The organism is Streptomyces sp. NBC_01320 (genome assembly GCF_035974375.1).
In the GTDB taxonomy this organism is placed as follows: domain Bacteria; phylum Actinomycetota; class Actinomycetes; order Streptomycetales; family Streptomycetaceae; genus Streptomyces; species Streptomyces yanii.
This window is the reverse complement of sequence record NZ_CP108390.1, coordinates 4,726,589-4,751,879: the sequence shown is the minus strand read 5'-3', so window position 1 is coordinate 4,751,879 and position 25,291 is coordinate 4,726,589. Positions and strand designations below refer to the sequence as shown.

Genomic DNA, 25,291 nt, shown 5'->3' with positions numbered 1-25,291 from the left:
CTTGTCCAGATATTCGACTATGAGGCACGTCACCGCGTCGGTTTCGACTCGTCCGGGATGCGGTCTGTCCGGTAAGAAAGACCTTTACACCCCTCATCCGGGGCTCAGGGCGCGTGTGCGGCGCGCCCGCGCGTACGTACCTCCCCCCTGCCGGAGCGGGCCAACCGCCCAGTGCAGGGAACGTGCGCGGTGCCCGCCCACCCCTCCTCAACCAGGAGTGGCCACCCTCAAACGAAGAAACTTAAGGGGTCAACACCATGGCAGCGGAGATCGTCAATCCTCGCAGCGACAGCACGACTGACAGCAGTACCGGGAGCGCCACCGATGAGCCGTTCGACGCGGCCTTCGCGCTCCACCGCGGCGGGAAGATGGCCGTGCAGGCCACCGTCCCGCTGCGTGACAAGGACGACTTGTCCCTCGCATACACACCGGGCGTTGCCAAGGTGTGCAGCGCCATCGCGGAGAATCCCGAGCTGGTTCACGACTACACCTGGAAGTCGCAGGTCGTCGCCGTCGTGACGGACGGCACCGCGGTGCTCGGGCTGGGAGACATCGGGCCGGAGGCGTCCTTGCCCGTGATGGAGGGCAAGGCGATCCTCTTCAAGCAGTTCGGCGGGGTCGACGCGGTGCCGATCGCGCTCGCGACGACCGATGCGGACGAGATCGTGGAGACGGTCGTCCGGCTCGCACCGTCCTTCGGAGGGGTGAATCTGGAGGACATCTCGGCGCCCCGCTGCTTCGAGATCGAGCGCAAACTGCAGGAGCGGCTCGACATTCCGGTCTTCCACGACGACCAGCACGGTACGGCCGTGGTGACCCTGGCCGCGCTGCGCAACGCCGCGAAGCTGTCCGGGCGGACCCTCGGTGACCTGCGCGGCGTCATCTCCGGCGCGGGGGCGGCCGGGGTGGCCATCGCCAAGTTCCTCCTGGAGGCGGGGCTCGGTGACGTCGCCGTGGCCGACCGCAAGGGGATCGTCAGCCGGGACCGCGAGGACCTGACGGACGTCAAGCGTGAGCTCGCGGAGATCACCAACAAGGCCGGCATCTCCGGTCCGCTGGAGACCGCACTGGTCGGCGCGGACGTCTTCATCGGCGTCTCCGGCGGTACGGTTCCGGAGGCGGCGGTCGCGTCGATGGCGCCCGGTGCGTTCGTCTTCGCCATGGCCAACCCGAACCCGGAGGTCCACCCCGACATCGCGCACAAGTACGCGGCTGTCGTGGCGACGGGCCGGTCGGACTACCCGAACCAGATCAACAACGTGCTGGCCTTCCCCGGCATCTTCGCCGGTGCCCTGCAGGTGCGGGCGTCCCGGATCACCGAGGGCATGAAGATCGCCGCGGCGAATGCGCTGGCGGATGTGGTGAGGGACGAGCTGGCGGCGGACTACGTGATTCCCTCGCCGTTCGACGAGCGGGTTGCTCCCGCGGTGACGGCCGCGGTTGCCGCGGCCGCGCGCGCGGAGGGTGTGGCGCGCCGCTGAGGTGAGCTCGGGGCGGGGTGGGGGTGCGGGACGCCTGCGGCGGACCTTCGTCCCGTCCCGCCCCACCCCTTCCCGAACCCCGGGCCCCGGGCCTCGAACGCAGGTTGGGCTGAACGATGCCCCGCGCCCCGGGTGTGGCCACGCGGGCCACGTCACACCCCTGGCCGGTTCCGCCGCACCCACCCCGCGCCTAGTGTCAGGTCCATGTTCGCCGCCTACGCAGCCCGCATCGACCGAGACCAGCCCCTCACCGGCCTCGAGCTGGGCGAGCGCCCCGCCCCCGAGGCGCGCCCCGGCTGGACCACCGTCAATGTCCGGGCAGCTTCCCTCAACCATCACGACCTCTGGTCGCTCCGTGGCGTCGGCCTCGCCGAGGACAAGCTGCCGATGATCCTCGGCTGCGACGCAGCCGGGATCGACGAGGAGGGCAACGAGGTCGTCCTCCACTCCGTCATCGGCCAGACCGGGCACGGCGTCGGCCCGAACGAGCCCCGGTCCATCCTCACCGAGCGATATCAGGGCACCTTCGCCGAGCAGGTCACCGTTCCCAGCTGGAATGTGCTGCCCAAGCCGAAGGAGCTCACCTTCGAGCAGGCCGCCTGTCTGCCGACCGCCTGGCTCACCGCGTACCGGATGCTCTTCACCAATGCCGGAGTGCGGCCCGGTGACTCCGTCCTCGTCCAGGGTGCGGGCGGTGGTGTCGCGACCGCCGCGATCGTCCTCGGCAAGGCTGCAGGGCTGCGGATCTACGCCACCAGCCGCGACGAGGCCAAGCGCAAGAGGGCGGTCGAGCTCGGGGCGATCGAGGCGTACGAGCCCGGCGCAAGGCTGCCGCAGCGTGTCGATGCCGTCATCGAGACGGTCGGCGCGGCCACCTGGTCCCACTCGGTGAAGTCGCTGCGCCCCGGTGGCACCCTGGTCATCTCCGGCGCGACCAGCGGCGACCGGCCCTCGCACGCCGAGCTGACCCGGATCTTCTTCCTGGAGCTGAAGGTCGTCGGTTCGACGATGGGGTCCAAGGACGAGCTGGAGGACCTGCTGGCGTTCTGTGCGACGACCGGAGTGCGGCCCGCCATCGACGAGGTACTGCCGCTGGACCGTGCCCGCGAGGGGTTCGAGCGGCTCGCCTCGGGCGGCCAGTTCGGAAAGATCGTACTCACCACATCCTGAGGTGCTGTTCTCCGACCTGGCGGTGATGACCCGTCGGGTCTGCTGCTGAGATCTGCCGCCATGCGCATGGTCGGAGCATCATGGCGGCAGTTGTCACTTCGTCCGTGTCGGGGTCGGGGTCCTCGCCCCGCCGCCGACACGCTCCCGGCCCGCAGCCGCATGGCATTCCTCGGCCGGCCGACGAGCACGGCCGGGTCCTCGCCCTGCGCGGCCGGAACGTCGAGGACCCGGCGAACCGTGGCGACCTGCACCGAACGGCCTTTGGTGGCGGCCCGGTCCTGCACCTTCTCGGCGACGACCCGCCACGGGCCGGGGTCCTCGTACAGACGGGTGGAGGCGTGCGGGGCGGCGGCCGCGACGTGCACGGAGAACGATCCGTCGGGGTGCGGGGTGAACGCGAGCCCGTCCGTGCGGGTGGCTGAGGCCGGGATGGTGCGGTGGCCGAACGCCGGGCGAAAGGGTCCCGACGGGCATCGATCAGGACGTGGCTGCCGTACCCACGGGCCCGGTCCAGGATCCGCCCGACCCGACCCGACCCGACCCGACCCGGCGCGGACGTGCCTCGCCGCCCCTGCACCGGCTCCAGGCATGCCGCTCGGCGACCGGCCGTCGACGCCCGCTTCACTCACCTGTGTGCGCCCCGCACTTCTGCTGTCCCGCTCCTGCCGTCGGCGCGCCGGTGCGCGTCCCGGTCGACGGGTGCCGCGGTGCGCAGGCGCGGGGTGGGGTGCGGATGGAGGTCTGCGGGGGAGTGCGGGGCTGTCACGGTGGCGGAGCCCGACGCGGATCATGTCAACCATGGTTGACGCGGACCTCATGTCAACGTAAGTTGACATCATGACCGAAGCAACGGATCTCGCCGCACGCGCCGGCGACCGCGACCCGCGCGTCGGGTTGCGCGCCGTCGCCGCCCTGCGACGGCTGCTGGAGCAGCTCGAAGCCGTACAAGTCAGAAGCGCCCGCGTCCAGGGCTGGTCGTGGCAGGAGATCGCGGCCGAACTGGGCGTCAGCCGACAGGCCGTCCACAAGAAGTACGGGAGGCATTGATGTTCGAGCGATTCACCAGCGGTGCCCGCGCCGTCGTGTCCGGCGCCGTGGACCACGCCAGGAAGACCGGTTCCGACTCCGTCACCGAGGAGCACATGCTGCTCGCCCTGCTCGACCAGCAGGGCAACCGGGCCGCCTTCGCCGTCGCGGTCCTCGGGCTGACCGACCGCCGCGCCTCGGTGGAGGCGGCGCTTGCCGAGGCCCGTCGGCGGGGCGGGCTGACCAAGGCCGATACGGACGCACTCGCCGACATCGGCATCGATGTGACGGAGATCGTCACGCGGATCGAGGACGCCCACGGCGAGGGCGCTCTGGCCGCGGACCGGAAGGGCCGTCGCGGGCGGTCCGGGCGGCCTGCCTTCGCCCGGGGTGCAAAGACGATTCTGGAGAAGTCCCTGCGGGTGGCGGTGGGGCGCGGTGACCGGTTCATCGGCGAGGAACACATCCTGCTGGCGTTCACCGTCACACCCGGTGTGGTCGCCGATGTGCTGACGGAGCACGGGGCGACGCACGAGGCGGTCACGCGGGCGCTGTACGGGGACGGTGCCGGGGGAGCCGAGGGACAGGCGAAGGCGGGGTAGGGATGTGGTGGACGGGCCGGGGCATGCCCCCGGCCCCTGCTCACTCCTTGGCGTCGGCGTCCTTCCGCAGAAGCGCGCCGATGCGGGCGGCCGCCGTCGACAGATGGCGGCGGGCCTCCACCAGCTGGTCCTCCGTCACGCCCCGGTCGCGGGCCGCGTCGCGGATGTCGTCCCGGAAACGGTCGAGCAGGCGGTCCAGGTCGCGGGCAGGGTCGCCCGTCGTGCCCGTCTCCTTGCCCCAGTCGGGGTCGCCGGCCGGCGGTTCGGGCCTGGTGTACGGGGGCCGGCCGGTCGTCCCGGTGTAGCCGGCCAGGCGGCCGGTGATCTCGGCCAGCCCCTCCCGTACGCCGGTGGGCCAGTCACCCCGGGCGAAGTGCTCCTGGACCTGCCGGGCCGCGTTCTGCATCTGCTCGCGCGCCCTCTCCTGGGCCTCCTTGGCCTGGCGGCGTGCCTGCTGGGCGTCCTCGCGGGCACGGCGGGACTCGTCCTTCGCCCGGCGGGCCTGCTCCTTCCACTCCTGTTTGGCCTTGCGCAGCTCCTCCTTGGCGGTGCGCCAGGCCTCGCTGTCGCCGAAGTCCGTGAAGTCGCCGAAATCACCGAACGGGGAGCCCCGGTCGCCCTTCGCGCCGGTCCCGGTGGCGGAGGTGTGCCGGGTCTCGCCGGCTGCCGCGCGCATCTCGCTGCGCAGCTTCCCCGCCGCGCCCCGCACGTCGTCCCGCATCTCGGCGGCCAGTTCGGAGACCGACTCGCGGATCTCCAGCTCCAGATCGGCCAGTTCGCCGCCGCGGTCCGCCAGTTCGGCGCGGCCCGCGTCGGTGATCGAGTAGACCTTGCGGCCGCCCTCGGTGGCATGCGTGACGAGGCCCTCGGCCTCCAGCTTGGCCAGGCGCGGATAGACGGTGCCCGCCGACGGTGCGTACAGACCCTGGAAGCGTTCCTCCAGGATCCGGATCACCTCGTAACCGTGGCGGGGCGCCTCGTCCAGGAGTTTCAGCAGGTAGAGGCGGAGCCGCCCATGGGCGAATACGGGGGGCATGTCAGAGCACCTTTCCGGTCGGCTCGGCGTCGTACGGATCGTCCTCGGCCGGTGGGCGGCGCAGCAGGGCTATCGACCCCGACACGGTCGTGGCCCTCAGGGTGCCGGTGCCTGCGCCGAGCGTCCCGGTGATCCGCTTCGCACCCCACTGGCCGCCGACCCGCAGATCCTCGAAGCCGTTGGAGACGGCGCCGCTGGCCGTGTTCGCCTCGACCGTCGCGTCCGCCGGATGCGGCAGCCGGATGGCGACCTCGCCGGAGACCGTGGTCAGCCGGATGTCCGTGGGCTTCCCGGTCGGGTCAAGGTCCAGCACCATGTTGCCGCTGACCGATTCGGCCCGTACCGCTGCCCCGGCGCCCTCGACGACCGTCAGATCGCCGGAGACCGATTTGAAGCGGAGCTCTCCGGTGACGGACTGGGCCTCCACATTGCCGGAGACCGTGTCCGCGCGGACCGTGCCGGCGAGGCCGACGAGCGTGGTGTCGCCGGTGATGCCGCGCACGTCCGTGCGTCCCCGGATGCCCGAGACCAACGCTCCGGCGCCGACCGTGCCGAGCTCGACCGTCGACCCGGCCGGCACGGCGAGCGAGACCACCGCGCTGCGGTGCCGCCCCTTGCGGTCGAACCACTTCAGGAAGCCGTGCCAGGGCAGATCCTCGTAGGCGACCGTGAGGATGCCGTTCTTCTGCGTCACGCTGAGCGGCGGGCCCTCGATCGCGGAGACCTCCAGCCGTGCGGTCGGCTCCTCGGTGCCGACGACGTTGACGGTGCCGTTGACGATGCGCACGCTGAGCGCGGTCACCGGGTCGTCGAAGGTGAGCTTCTGAGGCTCGGCGATGGCCCACGTCGACACAGGCATGGATCTGACCTCCCAGGAGCGCGCCCTGACGCAACATATCGCGTCTCTTGGCAACACGATATATCGCGGATCGGGGAAGTCAAGGGAGAGTGAGGCGACCTGGGGTGATCAAAGGGCGCCAAATATGGGTGAATTGCCCTACGGTGTGGGACATGAACGCGACATCACCCGTGGGTGCGCTGCTGCTCTGCCGGGCCGAACCCGACTCCGTGCGCCCGGTGGCCCATCTGCTGCGCGAGCGGATGCTGCTCGCGCCCGCCGGTGACGGGTGGAGCGTCCTCGTGCCGGAGGGAATGCCCTGGCAGGACGGGGGAGAAGGGGATCAGCCGGTCGACAGTGTGGTGGGCGGCTGGGCCACCGCACTCGCGGTCGGCTCCATCTGGCCGGTTCTCGCACTGTGGTGGGACGGCGACCGGGCCGGCTACACGCTCGCGTCCGACTTCCGGCGGCCCGTCGGATACGTCTGGCTGGCGGACGGGACTCCCGCGGGTGAGGACGAGGCGATGCGTACGTTCGCCGCGCGGCTCGGCCTCGACCCCGTCCTGGACATCCAGCGGCTCGAAACGCTGACCCGCCCGGATCCCGACGCGGACGCCCGCACCCGGCTGCGCGGCCTCCTCGCCGCGCTCACCCGCATCGGACTGATCCTCCCGGCCGGCCTCGATCCCGGCGAACCCGCCGATCGGCTGCACGCCTCGGCCGACAGCAGGCCGGGAACGGAGCGGATCGCCTGGGCGGGCTGGCGCGACGCCGTGAAGATCGAACTCGACGCGGTCGAGAACAGCAGACTCGGCCCGTGGCTGCGAGGCCCCAAGGCGCGTGCGCTCGCCACCGCCCAGCTCGCCACCGGGGTACCGCTCGTCATCTGGGGGATCGGGCGCCGCAGAGGAGGGTGGGCGTTCGCGGGAGCACTGCTGATCGTGCACGGGGCACTCGGTCTTGCGTACGACCGGATCCGGGCCGACGGGCGCTGATCCCGGACGGAGGCGCTGATCCGGGCCGACGGGGGCTGATCCGGGCCGATGGAAACCGGCGGACGCGCCCCGGGGCGTCGCCCTATTCCTCGTCCTCGTCGTCCAGCCGGGCCAGCCAGGTGGCGAGGCGCTCGACGGGGACCTCGAAATCGGGATTGAGGTCGACGAACGTACGCAGCTGCTCGGCGAGCCACTCGAAAGTGACCTCCTCCTCGCCGCGCCGCTTCTCCAGCTCCTCGATGCCACGGTCGGTGAAGTACATGGCCGCAAGTTTAATGCCTGGTGACAGCCCCCAGGGGGCCGGGAGCGAGGGCGCAGGGACCCTCGGCGGGGGCGACGGAATCCGGCCGGGAAACGTCCGAGAACCGGTGCACCCGGCCCCGGCGTCCTGACGGATGTGCATCGCATCGATCGCGTACTGCCGTTAACCTGCGGGGAGTTCGGGGAACGGGGGGTGTCATGAGTGACAGCGGGGCCCGTATTACACGCATTGAGATGCCGGACGGTACACCGGTCTGGGCGCGCATCTCCGGGGCCGAGGAACTTGAGCGGCGGCCTGCCGGGAACGGACTGTCCTACACGGACACCGGCTTCTCGGACTTCACCGACCATGTGCAGGCCCGGGTGGAGAGCCTGCAGGGGGTGGTGACCAGCGTCGCGCGGTCGCTCGCCGAGCCGCTGCGGGCCGTGCGGCCGGACGAGGTCAGCGTCGAATTCGGCATCGAGCTCACCGCCAAGGCGGGCAAGGTGGTCGGACTCCTCGCGGACGGGGAGGCCAAGGGCGCCATCAAGGTCACGCTCACGTGGAGCGGCGGCGGCCCGGCCGTCGATCCGCCGATCACGCCGCAGGTGCCCGCGCAGGCCGCCGCGCCGCCCACGCCGCCCGTCCCGTCCGCCCCGCCCGCGCCGCCTGCACCACCGGCGCCGCCGGGACCGGCCCCCACGGGGTCCGCGCAGCCGGGGTCCGCACGGCCCGACCCCGCGTCCCCGCCGTCGCACGCCCCCGCATCCGCGGACGATGCGTCCGCCGGAGCATCCCCCGGCGCACCGGCGCACCCCGACGGTGCCGCGACCGCCGACGGCGGCGGGTCATGACGCAGGAGACCGCCGGGGGCGCAGAAGGGGGTCCGGGGCCGGAGGAGGCTGCGCTCATGGACCTCGTGCGGGACGCCACCGTACGCATCCATCGCCGGGGGGACGGGTATGCCACTGACGGACCCGGCCCGGGCTTCCTGGGGAGTGGCTTTTTCATCGCCCCGAGCTGGGTCCTCACGTGCGCACATGTCGCCATGCAGGGGGAGGGGCGCGAGGTGAACGTGCTGTTCAGGGCCGACCCCTACGACGCCGAGCTGACCGAGGTCCCCGGTGTGGTGCTCGCCGCGCTGCCCGAGACCCGGCCGGCCGGCGACCGGGGCTGGCCCGCGCCCGACCTCGCGCTCATCCAGTTGCGGCGTCCCGTCGAACACCCCTGTGTGTACGTCACCGAGCGCTCGGAGGCCATGCTCCGCGGCCGCAAGGTCCGCGTCGTGGGCTGGGCACCCTCCCCGGGCGGCGGGCTGACGACGCTCACCGGCGACTGCGAGGTGAAGGGCACCTTCGGCGGCTGGGCCGATGCCGACCAGCAGATCCGGCTTGCCGAGGACTGGCTGGCGCCCGGGATGTCCGGCGGGCCCGTCGTGGACGTCACCCGCGGCGAGGTGGTCGGCGTGATCAAATCGCGGCTCGACGGCCACCAGGGCGGCACCGCCATCGGAATCGAGCGGCTCCGCTCCCTCACCGTGCCCGCCGGACCCGTGGAGACCGAGACGGACGACACGTACCAGGCCGTCTTCCACGCCCACGACCGCTACCACGCCGACCGGCACAACAGCCCCGCGTCCACCGAGCGGACCTGGGCCGATGTGCAGAGCGAGCTCCCCGGCCCGGCCGGCCGGGTGCTCAGCCCCAAGCGGCGGATCGACCTCCTGGGCAGGCTCGCCGAGTTCCCGCCGCCGGTCAGCACCCGCAATCTGCTGCGGCTCCTCGACGGCCTGCCGAACGTCCATGCGCGCGATCTCCGTCCGGCGCCGCGCGGCTGGCGCGACGGACTCGGGGCGCTGTACGACGCCCGCGTCCGCGACCGCGACGCCGCACTCGAACTGATCCTGCGCTACTGCATGGGCGTCCTCGCCGCCGACCGCCCGTACGACGTGCCGTCCACCCGGGCCGCCACGAAGTCCCTGTGGGAATGGGTGAAACGGATCGCCGACGAGGACCTGTCCCGCGACTTCCGGCAGGAACTCGTGCTGCACTGGCGCGCCGTCCGGCAGAGCCGGGACCAGGCACACCAGCGGGCCCCCGAGCCGAGTGGCGAACCGGCCCGGTACGGCGAACGCGCCTTCGTCCTGCTGGAACTGGAACCGCGGGGCTGGGAACGGGACCGTTACGACTGGCGGATCGGCGTCGCCCGCCGCACCGGGGAGGTCCTGCCCGTCGCCGAGGACAGCCAGGGCACGGGACCCGGGGCTCTCCCGGACCGGCTGGCCGCCCCGCTCGCCGAGGCGTTCCGGCGGTGCGACGAACCCGACAGCCCCGCCATGCTCCAGGTCGCGGTCCCACCGGCGCTGCTCGGCCTGAACGTCGACAACTGGAAGGTGACCCCCGACGGGCTGCCGCTCGGAGCCGTACGCCCGGTCGTCGTCCGCCGCTCGACGCGGGATCAGCCGCCGCACGACGACGTGGAAAGACTGCGCAGGGCCCGCTGGAACGGCACCCGGAACTCCTCGGTGCAGGCCGAAGTCGTCGACTGCGAGGACGGAATGGGAGTACGCGTACCGGAGGTGGCGAGGCTGCACACCCTGGCGTACGAGACCGTGCCGGTCCTCTGCCGGTACGGCGGCCGGCCGGACCCCGAGACCACGGCCGGACTGGTGCGGATCCTCGACGGCGGCTTCGGGGTGGCCCTGTGGCGGCGGACCGGGGAACCGGACGGAGTCTGCTCCGAATTCCATCGGCGCGCCCTCAACACCGTCGCGGAGACCCGCACCGCCGACCGGCTGCCGCAGCGGATCCACGAGCTGAGAAGGGACGTGAAGGCGGAACGTGCCGATGCGTTCTGGTCCTACGGCGTCGTTCTGTTCTATGACGATCCGCACCATATGCTCCCCGGTTCCGGTCAGCTCCTGGAGGCGCCGTGAACAGCGCCGGCCGGCCTCTTACGGGGGAGTTCACGGATCGATACCGTGAGGCACGTTCGACGGCTGCTGCCCCTCACACCGGACCTGGCGGACGAGTGACGACGAGGAACACGCTATGAGTGAACCCAGCGAGTGGCTCATCTACCGAGGGGCCGGTGAACCGCACGACGGCATCGAACGGCTGCCGTCCCCGCCGCCCTGGCGGGACTTCGCAGCCCGCGAGGCCCCGGACCCCGGCGACGGCGGTACCGGGGGGGACCGGGCGGACGGGTCCGCCACCCGGCGTCTCGGCGGCCACCGGCACATCGCGGAACTCCACCGGCCCGGCGCCGAAGAACTCGAAATGATCAACGCGGCGCTGTACCTGCGTCGCCCGCTGCTGGTCACCGGCAGCCCCGGCGCCGGAAAGAGCACCCTGGCCCACTCCGTCGCCCATGAACTCAGGCTCGGCCGAGTCCTGCGCTGGCCGATCGTCAGCCGGTCCACGCTCCTCGACGGCCTCTACCACTACGACGCGATCGCCAGGCTGCAGGACGTCCAGATCGCCGCGCACGGCGCGGCGGCCGGCTCCGACGCGGCGGAGAACGTCGGCAGCTACATCCGGCTCGGCCCGCTCGGCACCGCGCTGCTGCCCTCCGACCGGCCCCGTGTGCTGCTCATCGACGAGCTCGACAAGAGCGACATCGACCTGCCGAACGACCTCCTCAACGTGCTGGAGGAGGGCGAGTTCGGCATTCCGGAACTCGAGCGGATCGCCGACCGGCTGCCCGACGGGGAAGCCGAGGTGCTGACCGACGACGGCATCAAGGTGACGGTCAAGGGCGGCCGTGTGCAGTGCGGGGCGTTCCCGTTCGTCGTGCTCACCAGCAACGGCGAGCGCGACTTCCCGGCCCCGCTGATGCGGCGCTGCATCCACCTGGAGCTGGGGCGCCCCGACCACCAGCGGCTCGCCACCTTCGTCCGCGCCCACCTCGGCGATGAGGCGGCGCGCTCCGGAGACGATCTCATCGCCCATTTCCTGGAGCGGTCGCGGAGCGAACTCCTGGCCACCGACCAGCTGTTGAACGCCATCTATCTCACCGACGCGGCCGCCCCCGCCGGCCGGGACCGGCTCGCCGACCTGCTCATCCAGCGACTCGACCGGCCGAGGTGATGAGCTGATGCCCGACGCCACGGCACGCCACGGCCCGGACGGAGCAGGGGGAGGGCGTCCTGCGGAACCCGAGCCGTACGACGGAGGGCTGCTGCCCGCACTCGTCGCCCGGCTGCGCGAGGCCGGGCTCGACCCCGACGCGGAACAGCTCTGCGACGCACTCTGGCTCGCCCGATGGACCCGTCGCGCCGACACGCCGGAAGGCGCCGAGGAGCAGGGCGGCCCCGCCGTACCGTTCTCACGCGCCGAGCTGTCCGACGCGGGACCGACCGCGCCGTCCGCCCGCACCGCGGCGGGGGGCCCCCGTGGCACGGACGCCGCACCGAACGACGACGAGCCCGCGGAGCAGGGGGATCCCGCGGCCGCCGACCGCCGGATAGCTCTGTATCCGGTACCGCCCGGGGACTTCGCCGCGGACCGCGACGGGCAGCGCGAGGGGGGCGGGCCGCACAGCCATGGGCGCGGCAGCGCCGCCACCCTCACCCTCGGCGTGCCCGCCGCTCCCGCCCTGCCCGCACCTCTTGAAGTCCAGCGAGCCTTACGTCCCCTGCAGCGCTACCGCCCCGCCGCGCCACCTCTGCGCCGCACCCTGGACGAGACGGCCACCGCCGAACTGAGCGCCCGCGCAGGGGGGTTGATCATCCCGGTGTTCCGCGGGGTGTCCCGCGCCGACGCGCTGCTGCAGTTCGTCATGGACGCCTCCTCGTCGATGCGTGTCTGGGACCGCATGTTCAGCGAACTCCAGCAGATCTTTAGTCAGTTGGGCGCTTTTCGGGATGTCCAGGTGCGCTATCTGCACCGTGGCCCGGACGGGTCCTGCGCGGTCAGCCGCAGCCCCGATCCGGCCGCCGCCCCGCTGAACTCCGCGGACCGGCTCAGTGATCCGACCGGCCGCCGCGTCACCGTCCTGGTCAGCGACTGCGCCGGACCGCTCTGGCACAGCGGGCGCGCCCACCGGCTGCTCCACCAGCTGGCCCGGCAGGCACCCACCGCCGTACTGCAGCCGCTGCCGCAGCGGATGTGGAACCGCACCCGGCTGCCGGTGACCTACGGAGAGCTCTCCCGTGGCGAAGGGCTCTCCGGTGCCGCGGTCCTGAAGGTCACCGAAGAGGCGGGCGGGGCACCCACCGCACGTCCCGGCGCCCTCGCCGTCCCCGTACTCCCGCCCGTGGCGGGCGCGCTCGCCGCCTGGGCGCGACTGCTCTCCGGCACCGGCGCCGGCCGGATCTCCGGGGCGGTCGGCTGGGTCAGGGCCGACCAGCCCGCCGCGCCCGCACCGCGCCCCGGCGACCGGCTGTCCTCGCTCCAGCTGGTCAGCCGCTTCCGTTCGGCGGCCTCCCCGGTCGCCGGGCAGCTCGCGGTCTATCTCGCTGCGGCGCCGCTCTATCTGCCCGTGATGCAGCTGGTGCAGCGGACGATGCTGCCCGACTCCGGCCCCTCCGAACTCGCCGAGGTGCTGCTCAGCGGACTGATCTCGCGGAGCAAGGGCGACGGAGCGGGCGACGGGCAGTGGTACGAGTTCGTGCCCGGCGTCCAGGAGGCGCTGCTCGGACCGCTCGGACGGGATGAGGCGCTGCTCGTGCTCAAGCACTGCTCGGAGTACATAGAGCAGCGGTTCGGCAAGGGCGGTCCGAACTTCCCGGCGCTGGCGTTCGCCCAGCTCGGGGACGGCCGGCGCGCCCCCTCGTACGCCACCGACCTCGGCCGCCGCACGCAGAGCGGCGGCATCGCGGAGAACGACGAGGGCGACGAGAACGGGGAGAGCGACGGAAGCGGCGGGTCGCGCGTTCCCCATCCCTTCGCCGAGGTCGCGGCGCGGGTACTGGAGCGCTTCATGCCCCTGCCCGAGCAGTTCGCGCTCTACGGCGACCGGGGCGGTCGCGATGCCCCCGGCCGGACGACACACACGGCGGTGGAGAGCGCCCGAGCACTCCTGCGCCAGTTCGACTCGGACAGCATGGTGCAGTACCTGATCGACGCCGTGCAGCTGCTCCGGGGCGCGACCGAGCGCGAGCGGTACCCGGGCGCCGACCCCGAGCTGTGGGCCGAGTACGCCCGCTGCGTGCTGAGGCTGTGGGAGGTCCAGGGCGGCGACGGTCTTCTGCGCGAGGCCGAGAACGCGGCGGAACGGGCCGCCGCGCATCCCGGGGCGGTACGCGAACGGGCGGTGCTGGCCAAGGTGCTGCACGCCGCGGCCGACGACCGGCGCAGGCGCGGCGACCGGCGCGGCGCACTGGCCCTGCTCCGACGCGCCGACCGCGAGTACACGGTCGCCTGCGCGGCCCCCGGCCTCGACCCGGGCGAGGCGCTTCGGCTCACCCTGGAGCGGGTACGCGCCCTGGAGGCGCAGTGGCGCCTCGGCGGCGACAGCGCCCTGCTGCAGGCCGCGGCAGGAATGCTGGAGGCGTTCGCCGACGTCTGGCCCGACCAGGAGAACCGTCCGGCCGCGCTGCCACTGGCGCATGGCCGGGCCCTGCTCAAACTGGCCGGGGCGACCGTCGACCCCGAACAGGCACGGGTGTACGCGGGGCAGGCGGCCCGCTCGCTGCGCACCGCGTTCGGGGCGGGCGGCGGGCGGCACACCCTGGGCACGGAGGTACGGATCCTGCTGGACCTGGTGGACGCCCTGCTGGCCTCGGGCGGCGAACCCGACGAGGCGGCGACCCTGATCGACCAGGCGCTGGTGACCGTGAGGGAACAGCGTCAGCGCGCCGCGCTCCAGACCAGGGCGGGCCGGGTCAGGGTCACCCGCTACGAGCAGCTGGACGCACCGGACGAACTCGTGGGGGCCGCCGAGTGGTTCGCCCGCGCCTCCCGCGGCGTCCCGCGCGACTCCCAGGCCCATGCGGATCTGCTCGCCGAATGGGGCGGAACCCTGTTGCGGCGTGCCGAACTGCCGGACGGGCGCGAGTACATCGGCGCGGCGGTGCGGGTGCTGCGCGACTGCCGTACGGAGACGCCGTCCGGCAGCGCGCGCCAGGCCGAGCGGCTGCTGATGCTCGGCCGGGCCCTGATGCTGCGGCACCGGGCCACCGAGGACCGGGTCGATCTGCGGGAGGCCGAGCACCTCTTCGGTCTCGCCGCGCAGGAGGCCCGCGATCCGCTGACCGCGGCGCGCTGCTGGCTGGCGCTGGGCCGGTCCCATCTCGATGCCTCGCGGGTGCTGCAGCGGCCGGCCAGGCTCGACGACGCGGCCGAGGCGTTCCGGGACGCGGCCGAATCCGCCCGCACAGCGGAAGCGGAGCTGGAGAGTCCACAACAGCGGCAAGAGGCAGTGGAGTTGGGTGCTATGGCCAACCACTGGCGGGGTATGACGTATGAGAAGGCGGGGCGTCCCCGGGCCGCGCGCGAGGCGTACCGGGCGGCCGGCCTCGAATGGCGCAAACTGCCGAACGGCGGCGGCGCGGCGGGCGAGTCGACCGCCGAGCGGCTGGCCGAGCTGGAGCGATGAGCGCACGACGGAGTGCGCTCGGCGGGCGGACGGGGTGCGCCGGGCTGCCTGGACCGGGGCGCCCGGTGCAGGAGGTCCGGCCCTGGGCGTCCGGTCCGGGCGCGGGGTGCGAGGCAGCGGTACGTACGTGGGGCAGGGACGCGAGTTCGGCGGTGGGCGCTCAACGACGAGTGCGCGACCACGAGCCCGCTGCAAGGACAACGGGAACGGGGAGGCGTGATGGGCGAGTCGCGTGAGGTGTACGAGCCGAGCCGATCGGCAGTCGACGGCGGGCCGGGCGGTGAACTGCCGGAACTGCCGGATCTGCTGGAGCTCGACCTGGAAACCCTGCGGACGCTGGACCATCCGGTCCTCGCGGCCGTGGTCGCGGATCTGCGGGGCCGGGCGAACCAGCCGCGGGAGATGCTGTGGGGATTCACCAGCGCGTTGTGAACGACCGCTGAGTCATCCGGATCGGCCGCCGAATCGTTTCCGGAGCCGAGCCGACCCGCACGGTTTCGGCCCCGGACTCCGCCGAACCGGACGTCGCAGCCCGGCCGGGTTTGCCCTCCCGGAGGGCCAGGCATACTCGCTTCGGGCCGCCACCGAGGGCCGTCGACGCGGCCGTATGCAGGAGTTGTCCCAAGGGTCCGTGCAACAGGGGGTGCCAGGTTGTCCCAACAGGCGACCCCTCGCGTGCCGTGGCACACCGGCCCTGTGAGCCACACCCCCGTCCCTTTCGGACAGTTCATCGTCAAGGTGCACGGCCGCTGCAATCTGGCCTGCCGCTACTGCTATCTGTACGAGGGCCCCGACCGGTCCTGGCGCGACCGCCCGTCCGCCGCCCCACCCGCAGTCCTGGAGCACACCGCCTCGCGCATCGGCGAACATGCAGCGGCTCACCGGCTGCGGGAGGTCGCCCTCGTGCTGCACGGCGGCGAACCCCTTCTCGCGGGCGCCGACCTGTTGGCCGGATTCGCCGACCGGGTGCGTGACCTGGCTCCGGCCGACTGCACCGTACGCGTCACTGTCCAGACCAACGCCACTCTGCTCAACGACGCGCGTATCGCCACATTGGCCCGCCACCGCATCAGCGTCGGTATCAGCCTGGACGGCGGTCTGCCCGCCCACAACACCCTGCGCACCGACCATGCGGGACGCCCCTCCTGGGCGATGGCGTCGCGCGGCGCCCGGTTGCTCGCCGACCGGCATCCCGAGGCGTACGCGGGCATCCTCACCGTCGTCGACCCGCGGACCGACCCGGTCGAGATGTACGAGTCGCTGCTCGCCCTGCGCCCACCGGCCCTGGATCTGTTGCTGCCGCACGGCAATTGGACGGCCCCACCGCCCGGCCTGCCCACCACGCACCCGGCGCACTCCGCGCACCCCGGCGGAATCGGACGTCCCACCCCCTACGGCGACTGGCTGTGCACCGTTTTCGACCGCTGGTGGCCGGCCGGGCGACGGGAGACCAAGGTCCGGCTCTTCGAGGAGTGCCTCGCCCTGCTGCTCGGCCTGCCCGCCGCCACCGAATCGCTCGGACTCGACCCGGTCAATGCCGTCGTGGTCGAGACCGACGGCTCGATCGAGCAGATCGACTCCCTCAAGTCCGCCTATGACGGGGCCACGGCCACCGGACTCGACGTCTTCCACCACACCTTCGACGCCGCTCTGCGGCACCCCGGCGTCGCCGCCCGCCAGGCCGGCGCCGATGCGCTCGCCGCCGTCTGCCGTTCGTGCCCGCTGCTCACCGTCTGCGGCGGCGGCCACTACGCCCACCGCTACCGCGCAGGACACGGCTTCGCCAACCCCTCCGTCTACTGCGCCGACCTCGACCGGCTGGTCCGCCATGTAGCGGCCCGGCTGGCCGAAGCGACTGCAGGAGACCCCCCATGAGTACCGCTCTCCCCCCTCGCGCTCTCCCCCCTCGCGCGCTGCGCGAACTCGGCCGCACCGAAGGCGATGCCGAGGCCCTGGAACTACTCGTCCGCGACCAGGACACCCGCCGCCTCGTCCTGCTTCGCGCCCTGCTCGACGCGGCGGCGGCCGCCTCCGTGACCGTCTGCCCACCGGACCTGCTCGACCGGCTCCACGAGGACTGGGCGCTGCTGGCGGCGGCCGAACGTACCGACCGCGCCGCCGCACGCTCCGTGCTGCTCTATCCGCTCGTGGGCCCCTGGGCCGAGCGCTGCCTGAACGCTCTCACCGCCGGCCCACCGCTCCCGGAACTCCGGACCGATCTCGGCCACTTGGGGGCGCTGGCCGCCGCGGCCGCAATCCGCGCCGGGCTGCCCTTCGCGACCCGGCTCACCGCACGCGGCGCGGTGCTGCATCTGCCGCTGCTCGGCGCTGCCCACCTGGGCCCGGGCTCGGTCGATCTCTTGGCGGACGGCGAGGAGGTGAGGCTCAGCCAAGGGCGTTCGGCTGAAGTCTTCGTACGGGTCGACTCGGGTGTCGCGAGCTCCTTGGACCCACGCTGGCTGCCCGTGCCCGCGCTGCCCGCCCTGCTGCCGGGCGGCAGCCCGGTACCGCTGGACGACCTCGACCCGTACCGCGCCGCGGGCGGCGGTCTCGAGCGCCATGGGCTGAGTGGCACGACCCGTCTCGACGACGACGGGCGCAAGACGTGGGCCGCGTCCTGGTCGGGCGTGGAGCACCTGCTCCGGATCGGCGGCGAGCACCGGTCGGCCGAGGCGGCCGCCCTCCTGCGCTGCCTGGTGCCACTTGCCCCGCCACCCGGGACCGCCTCCTCCGGCGAGGGCGCGGCGCACTGCAGCGGCACCCGGCGCGAGGCGTTCGGGGCCATCCTCAGCAGCAGGCCGACAGACGCTGTCCACTTCGCCTCGACCCTCGTGCACGAGCTCCAGCACACCAAGCTGGCCGCGCTCAGCGCCCTCCTACCCCTGCACCACGAGGACGCCGCACCCCGGCACTTCGCACCCTGGCGCCCCGACCCGCGGCCCTTCGACGGGCTGCTCCAAGGGGCCTATTCGCACATCGCGCTCGCCGACTACTGGCAGCGGTTCGCGCTCGGCGCGGAACGTGCCACGTTCAGCCAGCGGGATCTGGCGTGGTCCGAGCACGCTCGCCGCCGTGAGCAGGTCGGCGCCGTTCTGCCCGTTCTCGCCGGATCCGGCGCCCTGACCCCCGAAGGCCGCGTGATCGTCAACGAAATGATCACTCTCTACCACCGTCTGGCGGATTGGCCGCCCCCAATGGGGCATGTGGCTCGCGCGAGGGCGTACGTGGCCACGGCCAGGGTGATATGGCAGCAGAGGAACCATTCGCAACGAGCCTGACAGGGTGCCGTGGATCAAGCGGCAACAGACTTCAGAAGTGAGGTCCGACCCGGTCACCGATGTATTTTAATAGGGCTTATATCGATGCAGGGAGACGGTTGAATGCCCGTAGCGCGTAAGCAAGTTGGAGCAACGGGGGCGTCCACCGTCACCATCAGTTTCGCCGGCTTCAACCGGGCCTGGGCGGCCTGGATCGGGGACCGTCTCGAACGGCGTGGTGTGCGGGTCGTGTTCCAGCGCTGGGACCCCCCGGTCAAGACGCCGCTGGAGGACGCGCTGCAGGACCTGATGCTCGCCCCCGGCCGCATCCTCGTCATCCTCAGCGACTGGTACTTCCAACTGGGCCCCCGCAGTCACAGCGAGTGGAACACGGCCCTGCGAGAGGTGGTCGCCCCCGATGCCGAGCGCTTCGCAGCCGTCTCCATCTCCGCCGCGGCCATGCCCGGCGCCACCTCGGTCTTCGCCGCGGCCGACCTGACCAACGTCGGTGCGGAAGAGGCCGAGCGGCGCATGCTCGCCCGCCTCGACCTGACCGCCGCCCCGGTGTCGCAGCCCGCCGAAACGAAGCCCGGCCCCCGCTTCCCGGCCGACACCCCCGAGGTATGGGGCGGAGTACCGCGCCGCAACACCCGGTTCACCGGCCGTGAGGGGCTGCTCAACGACGCGTACCACGCACTGCAGGAGGCAGGTTCCGGCGCGGGTGTCGTGACGCTGCACGGCATGTCTGGCGTCGGCAAAACGCAGCTGGCTGCGGAGTACGTCTACCGGTTCGGCTCCGAGTACGACGTCGTGTGGTGGGTGCCCGCCGACCGCCGCGCCCTCTACCGCCAGAAACTGGCCGAACTTGCCCCGGAACTGGGCCTGCCCACCGGCGCCGAGTACGGCGAACGGCTCCGCGCGGTCAGGGACTCGCTGCGCCGTGGCGAACCGCACTCCCACTGGCTCCTCGTGCTCGACGGAGCCGACGATCCCGAACAGATCTGGGACCTCGTGCCGACCGGTCCGGGACATGTTCTGATCACTTCACGCAACCCTGAGTGGGGCGAGCACAACAGCAACCTGCTCGAGGTGCCGATCTACAGCCGGGACGAATCGGTTGCCTTCATCCGCCGCCGGGCCCCACGGCTGACGCACACCGAGGCCGCTCAGCTGGCCGAGGCGCTGGAGGACCTCCCGCTGCTGCTCGACCAGACAGCGGGCTGGCTCAACGACTCCGACATGTCGATCGAGGAGTACATCGATCTGCTCCAGGGCGGCATCGACCAGGACGTTGTCAAGGTCTCCAAGGACTTCCCGATCGCCTTCCAGACCGCCTGGTCAATACTGCTGAACAAGCTCAAGGAGACCGTCCCCGAGTCCATCGACCTGCTGCGGCTGTGCAGCTTCTTCGCGCCGGGCTCCATTCCCGTGCGGCTGCTGAAGGAGATGCCGCCCGGTGAGCTGCCGGAACAGCTCACCGGCCTGATGAACGACCCGCTGCTCTGGAACAGGGCGATCGGCCAGCTGCGGCAGTACTCCGTGGTCCGGCTGGAGTCCCACGAGTCGGCGGACGAGGAGGTCTCGTCCTCGGGGGAGTCGCTCTATCTGCACCGCATGGTCCACCAAATCGTGGGCAAGGACATGCCGGAGCGGGACCGCGAGGAATTCATCGACGTCGTCCGCCGGGCTCTCGCAGCCGCTGACCCCGGACGGCCCATCGACGCCACGCAATGGCCCGCGTACGCCGAGATCGCCCCTCACCTGAAGTGGGCCGGCGTCCTGGAGAGCACTGACCCGGCGGTGCACACCCTGGTCCTCAACTGCCTGCGTTACATGTACTTCTCGGGCGAGTACCGGGCGGGCATCAAGCTCGGCGGCCGCGCCATGACGGCGTGGCGCGAGCTGCTGGGCGAGACCCACCCCAGGCTCTGGGACCTCAGCTACAACTACGCCAACCTGATGCGGGCCGTCGGAGACTACGCGGGCACCGAGGCCATGGAGCGCGCCGTGGTCGACTATCTGCGCACCGAGCGAGGGGGACAGGACCTCGAACATCTGCGCGCCGCCAGTGGCCTCGCTGCGGACCTGCGGGGGCTCGGCCGCTACGAGGAGGCGCTGGAGATGTCCGGCTGGATCCTCGAGACCTACCGCGAGCTGCTCGGGGACCAGGACTCCCGCACCGTCAACGCCCAGAACAATCTGGCCATTTCACTGCGACTGCTCGGCCGGTACGAAGAGTCACGGGAGCTCAACCGGCGCACTCTGGAGGCACGGCGGCAGCTGTTGCGGCCCCGGCACAGCTGGACCCTCCTCTCCGAGATCAACTACGCCACGGATCTCCGGCTGCTCGGCGGCTACAGCGAGGCCGAATCGCTCCAGGCGCAGAGCGCCAGGGTGCACCGCATCGTTCTCGGCGACGACAACCCCCAGACGCTGCTCGCCGAACACAACCTTGCGCTCTGCCGCTACCGCAACGGCGAACGTGGCAAGGCCGCGCCGGCGTTCACCCGGATCCTCGAGCGCGGCGAGCGGGTACTGGGTGAGGACGACCCGCTGACCTTGATGTTCGCGGCCAGCCAGAGTTTCTTCGCGCGCGAGCACGCCGACGTCGACCAGGCCAGGACCATAAGCGAGTACGTCGTCGACGGATACACCACGATGCTCGGCGAGGACCACCCGTATGTGGCCGGCACCCGCGCCAACCATGCCCTGATCCTGCGCAATGTCGGCGAACGGGACCACGCCCACCTGCTCACCGAAGAAGCACTCGATCAGATGACGCGGGCCGTGGGCGAGAACCACCCATGGACGCTGGGCTGCGCGATCAACGCGTCGGCACTGCGCAACCTGGTCGGCGACCCGGAATCAGCCGCCGCGCTGACCGACGCCTGCGTCACACGGGCCATCGAGACCCTCGGCCGGACCCATCCGCTCACGCTCTCCGCCCGGATCGCCCACGCGGCGGACCTGCGAGGCATGCGGGAGAGGCAACGGGCCGACAAGGTCGAGAGCGAGGCGTTGGGCGACCTCGCCGCCATGCTGGGAGCGCAGCACGTCCACACGGTTTCGGCGCGGTCCCGCAACCGCCCGTTCTGGGACTTTGAGCCGCAGATCATCTGATCCGGTCACCGAAGGAACGGCGACACGCCGGAGGGCCCGGCCCCGCGAGTTGATCGCGGGGCCGGGCCCTCCGTACGTACAGCCGCTGATCAGGCCTCGAAGACCTCGGCGACCAGCTGCGCCTGCTCGGCCTGGTGGCGCTTGGCCGAGCCGACCGCCGGGGAGGAGCTGTGCGGCCGCGAGATGCGACGCAGGCGCTCACCGTGCGGGACGTCGGCGCCGACGGCCAGGTCCAGGTGGTCGATCAGGTTCAGGGCGATGAACGGCCAGGCACCCTGGTTTGCCGGCTCCTCCTGGGCCCAGAGGTACTTCTCGGCGTTCGGGTACTTGGCGATCTCGGCCTGCAGTTCGGCACCCGGCAGCGGGTACAGACGCTCCAGCCTGATGATGGCCGTGTCCTTGATGCCGCGCTTCTCGCGCTCGGCATCAAGGTCGTAGTAGACCTTGCCGGCGCAGAAGACGACCTTGCGGACCGCGTTCGGGTCGACCGAGTCGTCGCCGATCACCGGGCGGAAGCCGCCGGTGGTGAACTCCTCCGCCTTGGACGCCGCCGCCTTGAGGCGGAGCATCGACTTCGGGGTGAAGACGACCAGCGGTTTGTGGTGCGGGTTGTGCACCTGCCACCGCAGGAGGTGGAAGTAGTTCGACGGGAGCGTCGGCATGGCGACCGTCATGTTGCTCTGCGCGCACATCTGGAGGAAGCGCTCCGGGCGGGCGGACGAGTGGTCCGGGCCCTGGCCCTCGTAGCCGTGCGGCAGGAGCAGCGTGACGCCCGAGGTCTGGCCCCACTTCTGCTCGGCCGAGGAGATGAACTCGTCGACGACGGTCTGCGCGCCGTTGACGAAGTCACCGAACTGCGCCTCCCAGATGACCAGCGACTCCGGGCGGGCCAGCGAGTAGCCGTACTCGAAGCCCATCGCCGCGTACTCGCTGAGCAGCGAGTCGTAGACGTTGTAGCGCGCCTGGTCGTCGGAGAGGTAGAGCAGCGGGGTGTAGTCCTCGCCGGTCACCTGGTCGACGAGGACCGCGTGACGCTGGCCGAAGGTGCCGCGGCGGGTGTCCTGGCCGGCGAGCCGGACCGGGGTGCCCTCCATCAGCAGCGAACCGATGGCCAGGGTCTCGCCCATGCCCCAGTCGATCGTGCCGTTCTCCACCGAGGCGGCACGGCGCTGCATCTGCGGCATCAGGCGCGGGTGGACCGTGATCCGCTCCGGGATGTTGACCTGGGACTCGGCGATCCGCTTCACGACCTCCGCGGAGACCGCGGTGGTGACGGCGACCGGGAACTCGGGCTGCGCTTCCGGAACATGGGTCTGGGCCGGAGCCGAGGTGGCTTCGCGAACCTCCGCGAAGACCTTCTCCAGCTGGCCCTGGAAGTCCTGGAGCGCCTGCTCGGCCTCTTCCAGCGTGATGTCGCCGCGACCGATGAGGGACTCGGTGTAGAGCTTGCGCACCGAGCGCTTCTTGTCGATCAGGGTGTACATCTGCGGGTTGGTGAACTCCGGGTTGTCGCCCTCGTTGTGACCGCGGCGGCGGTAGCAGATGAGGTCGATGACGACGTCCTTGTTGAACGCCTGCCGGAACTCGAAGGCCAGCCGGGCCACACGGACGACGGCCTCGGGGTCGTCACCGTTGACGTGGATGATCGGCGCCTCGATCATGCGTGCCACGTCGGTGGCGTACATCGAGGAGCGGGAGGACTCCGGGGCGGCGGTGAAGCCGACCTGGTTGTTGATCACCACGTGCACCGTGCCGCCGGTGCGGTAGCCGCGCAGCTGCGACATGTTGAGCGTCTCGGCGACGACGCCCTGGCCCGCGAAGGCCGCGTCGCCGTGGAGCGCGACGGGCAGGACCGTGAAGTCCGTGCCGCCCTTGTTGATGATGTCCTGCTTGGCGCGGGCGATGCCCTCGAGGACCGGGTCGACCGCCTCCAGGTGCGAGGGGTTGGCGGCCAGCGAGACCTTGATCTGCTCGCCGTCCAGACCGGTGAAGGTTCCCTCGGCGCCCAGGTGGTACTTGACGTCGCCGGAGCCGTGCATCGACCGCGGGTCGAGGTTGCCCTCGAACTCCCGGAAGATCTGCGCGTACGACTTGCCGACGATGTTCGCCAGGACGTTCAGGCGGCCGCGGTGGGCCATGCCGATGACGACCTCGTCGAGGCGGGCCTCGGCGGCGGAGTCGATGACCGCGTCGAGCAGCGGGATGACGGACTCGCCGCCCTCCAGCGAGAACCGCTTCTGGCCGACGTACTTGGTCTGCAGGAACGTCTCGAACGCCTCGGCGGCGTTGAGGCGGCGCAGGATCCGCAGCTGCTCCTCGCGCTCCGGCTTGGGGCGCGGACGCTCCACCCGGTCCTGGAGCCACTTGCGCTGCTTCGGGTCCTGGATGTGCATGAACTCGATGCCGGTGGTGCGGCAGTACGACTCACGCAGCACACCGAGGATGTCGCGGAGCTTCATCATCGTCTTGCCGGCGAAACCGCCGACCGCGAAGTCCCGCTCCAGGTCCCACAGGGTGAGGCCGTGCTCGGTGATGTCCAGGTCGGGGTGCTTGCGCTGGCGGTACTCCAGCGGGTCGGTGTCGGCCATGACGTGGCCGCGGACCCGATAGGAGTGGATCAGCTCGAAGACCCGCGCGGCCTTGGTGACGTCGTCGTCGTGCGAGGCGTCGATGTCCTTGAGCCAGCGGACCGGCTCGTAGGGGATGCGCAGCGCCTTGAAGATCTCGTCGTAGAACTCGTTCTCGCCGAGCAGGAGCTGGGACACGATCCGCAGGAACTCGCCGGAGGCGGCGCCCTGGATGACGCGGTGGTCGTACGTCGAGGTCAGGGTCATGACCTTCGAGATGCCCAGCTTGTTCAGCGTGTCCTGGGAGGTGCCCTGGAACTCCGCCGGATAGTCCATCGCGCCGACACCCATGATGAGGCCCTGTCCGGGCATCAGGCGGGGCACCGAGTGGACGGTGCCGATGCCGCCGGGGTTGGTCAGCGAGGCGGTGACTCCGGTGAAGTCGTCCATGCCGAGCTTGCCGATGCGGGCGCGGCGGACGATGTCCTCGTACGCCTGCCAGAACTCGAAGAAGTTGAGCGTCTCGGCCTTCTTGATGGCCGCGACGACCAGCTGGCGGTCGCCGCTCGGCTTTACCAGGTCGATGGCCAGACCGAGGTTGACGTGCTCCGGCTTGACCAGGGTCGGCTTGCCGTCCTTCTCCGCGAAGGAGTGGTTCATCGACGGCATGGCCTTGAGGGCCTGCACCATCGCGTACCCGATGAGGTGCGTGAAGGAGATCTTCCCGCCGCGGGCACGCTTGAGGTGGTTGTTGATGACGATGCGGTTGTCGAAGAGCAGCTTCACCGGAACGGCGCGGACGGACGTGGCCGTCGGCAGTTCCAGGGAGGCGTTCATGTTCTTCGCCACGGCGGCGGACGGGCCGCGCAGCGTCACGTACTCGGGGCCCTCGGCGGTAGTGGCCGGGGCCGCCTTGGCGGGCGCGGCGGCCTTCGCGGCCGGAACGGCGGGCGCGGCCGGAGCGGCGGGCGCGGCCGGGGCCACCGGGGCAGCGGCCGGAGCGGCAGCCACGGGCTTCGCCGGGGCGGCGGCCGGGATCTGCGCCGGAGCGGCAGGCGCGGTCTGGGCCGGTGCGGTGGCGGCCGGGGCCACCGCAGCCCCCGCGGCTGCGGCGCCGGGAACGGGCTTGTCCGCCGTGCCGGACGTACCCGGCTTGTAGTCGGCGAAGAAGTCCCACCAGGCGCGATCGACCGAATTGGGATCCTGGAGGTACTGCTGGTAGATCTCGTCGACGAGCCACTCATTGGGGCCGAAAGCCGCAGCCGGGCTCGTGCCCGGGCTGGCTTGGTCGGTCGAGATGCTTGAGTTACTGGGGGACTGAGACGACACGGCGGCAACCGCCCTCTTCCGCTTCACAAGGTGATGGACAGCGGAAATCAAGGCTACGCCTCCTTGACCGTTCCATGCAGACCGGGCCGG

Annotated in this window: 18 protein-coding genes; 14 read left to right on the top strand and 4 right to left on the bottom strand. The window is 71.6% G+C overall.

The window, feature by feature from the left end; genetic code table 11:
* Positions 1 to 257 precede the first annotated feature (257 nt).
* From OG395_RS21350 to OG395_RS21330, 5 genes are all read left to right on the top strand, one after another.
* On the top strand, positions 258 to 1,481 hold the full coding sequence (locus OG395_RS21350) for an NAD(P)-dependent malic enzyme (RefSeq protein WP_327244393.1): 1,224 nt from the start codon (positions 258 to 260) through the stop codon (positions 1,479 to 1,481).
* Between the two features lie 204 nt (positions 1,482 to 1,685).
* On the top strand, positions 1,686 to 2,651 hold the full coding sequence (locus OG395_RS21345; protein WP_327244392.1) for a zinc-binding dehydrogenase: 966 nt from the start codon (positions 1,686 to 1,688) through the stop codon (positions 2,649 to 2,651).
* 80 nt (positions 2,652 to 2,731) lie between these two features.
* Entirely contained in the window at positions 2,732 to 3,073 is a 342-nt protein-coding gene (locus OG395_RS21340) for a hypothetical protein (protein ID WP_327244391.1), read from the top strand.
* Between the two features lie 415 nt (positions 3,074 to 3,488).
* The gene (locus OG395_RS21335; RefSeq protein ID WP_014154112.1) at positions 3,489 to 3,698 is read left to right on the top strand and encodes a sigma factor-like helix-turn-helix DNA-binding protein; all 210 of its coding nucleotides are present in this window, start codon (positions 3,489 to 3,491) and stop codon (positions 3,696 to 3,698) included.
* Entirely contained in the window at positions 3,698 to 4,279 is a 582-nt protein-coding gene (locus OG395_RS21330) for a Clp protease N-terminal domain-containing protein (protein WP_327244390.1), read from the top strand. The genes OG395_RS21335 and OG395_RS21330 overlap by 1 nt, the downstream gene beginning before the upstream one ends.
* Positions 4,280 to 4,319: 40 nt before the next feature.
* On the opposite strand, the gene OG395_RS21325 is transcribed toward OG395_RS21330, so the two are convergent.
* The gene (locus OG395_RS21325; RefSeq protein WP_327244389.1) at positions 4,320 to 5,315 is read right to left on the bottom strand and encodes a PadR family transcriptional regulator; all 996 of its coding nucleotides are present in this window, start codon (positions 5,313 to 5,315) and stop codon (positions 4,320 to 4,322) included.
* A gap of 1 nt (position 5,316) precedes the next feature.
* Entirely contained in the window at positions 5,317 to 6,174 is an 858-nt protein-coding gene (locus OG395_RS21320) for a DUF4097 family beta strand repeat-containing protein (protein WP_327244388.1), read from the bottom strand.
* Between the two features lie 152 nt (positions 6,175 to 6,326).
* Here OG395_RS21320 and OG395_RS21315 point away from each other — a divergent pair, with 152 nt between their 5' ends.
* On the top strand, positions 6,327 to 7,148 hold the full coding sequence (locus OG395_RS21315; RefSeq protein WP_327244387.1) for a hypothetical protein: 822 nt from the start codon (positions 6,327 to 6,329) through the stop codon (positions 7,146 to 7,148).
* Positions 7,149 to 7,230: 82 nt separating this feature from the next.
* Here OG395_RS21315 and OG395_RS21310 read toward each other — a convergent pair whose 3' ends face one another.
* A complete protein-coding gene (locus OG395_RS21310) occupies positions 7,231 to 7,410 on the bottom strand; it encodes a DUF6104 family protein (protein ID WP_023586593.1) in 180 nt (59 codons plus the stop codon).
* A gap of 233 nt (positions 7,411 to 7,643) precedes the next feature.
* Here OG395_RS21310 and OG395_RS21305 point away from each other — a divergent pair, with 233 nt between their 5' ends.
* From OG395_RS21305 to fxsT, 8 genes are all read left to right on the top strand, one after another.
* Positions 7,644 to 8,243: a CU044_2847 family protein gene (locus tag OG395_RS21305; protein ID WP_327244386.1), complete on the top strand. Its 600-nt coding sequence runs from the start codon at positions 7,644 to 7,646 to the stop codon at positions 8,241 to 8,243.
* A 56-nt stretch (positions 8,244 to 8,299) separates the two neighbouring features.
* Positions 8,300 to 10,324, top strand: coding sequence for a VMAP-C domain-containing protein (locus OG395_RS21300; protein WP_327244385.1), 2,025 nt, complete (start codon positions 8,300 to 8,302; stop codon positions 10,322 to 10,324).
* A 115-nt stretch (positions 10,325 to 10,439) separates the two neighbouring features.
* Entirely contained in the window at positions 10,440 to 11,477 is a 1,038-nt protein-coding gene (locus OG395_RS21295; protein WP_327244384.1) for an AAA family ATPase, read from the top strand.
* A gap of 7 nt (positions 11,478 to 11,484) precedes the next feature.
* Positions 11,485 to 14,928 carry an SAV_2336 N-terminal domain-related protein gene (locus tag OG395_RS21290; RefSeq protein WP_327244383.1) on the top strand — a complete coding sequence of 1,148 codons (3,444 nt, stop codon included), beginning with the start codon at positions 11,485 to 11,487 and terminating at the stop codon, positions 14,926 to 14,928.
* A gap of 219 nt (positions 14,929 to 15,147) precedes the next feature.
* The gene (gene fxsA / locus OG395_RS21285) at positions 15,148 to 15,360 is read left to right on the top strand and encodes an FxSxx-COOH cyclophane-containing RiPP peptide (RefSeq protein WP_327244382.1); all 213 of its coding nucleotides are present in this window, start codon (positions 15,148 to 15,150) and stop codon (positions 15,358 to 15,360) included.
* 219 nt (positions 15,361 to 15,579) lie between these two features.
* The gene (locus OG395_RS21280) at positions 15,580 to 16,803 is read left to right on the top strand and encodes an FxsB family cyclophane-forming radical SAM/SPASM peptide maturase (protein WP_442818585.1); all 1,224 of its coding nucleotides are present in this window, start codon (positions 15,580 to 15,582) and stop codon (positions 16,801 to 16,803) included.
* The gene (locus OG395_RS21275) at positions 16,800 to 18,206 is read left to right on the top strand and encodes an aKG-HExxH-type peptide beta-hydroxylase (RefSeq protein ID WP_327244380.1); all 1,407 of its coding nucleotides are present in this window, start codon (positions 16,800 to 16,802) and stop codon (positions 18,204 to 18,206) included. The genes OG395_RS21280 and OG395_RS21275 overlap by 4 nt, the downstream gene beginning before the upstream one ends.
* Positions 18,207 to 18,308: 102 nt before the next feature.
* Positions 18,309 to 21,305 (top strand): FxSxx-COOH system tetratricopeptide repeat protein, encoded by a 2,997-nt coding sequence (fxsT, locus tag OG395_RS21270; RefSeq protein WP_327244379.1) that lies wholly within the window; start codon positions 18,309 to 18,311, stop codon positions 21,303 to 21,305.
* An 89-nt stretch (positions 21,306 to 21,394) separates the two neighbouring features.
* Here the strand turns inward: fxsT and OG395_RS21265 are convergent, their stop codons facing one another.
* Entirely contained in the window at positions 21,395 to 25,201 is a 3,807-nt protein-coding gene (locus OG395_RS21265; protein ID WP_327244378.1) for a multifunctional oxoglutarate decarboxylase/oxoglutarate dehydrogenase thiamine pyrophosphate-binding subunit/dihydrolipoyllysine-residue succinyltransferase subunit, read from the bottom strand.
* Positions 25,202 to 25,291: the final 90 nt, after the last annotated feature.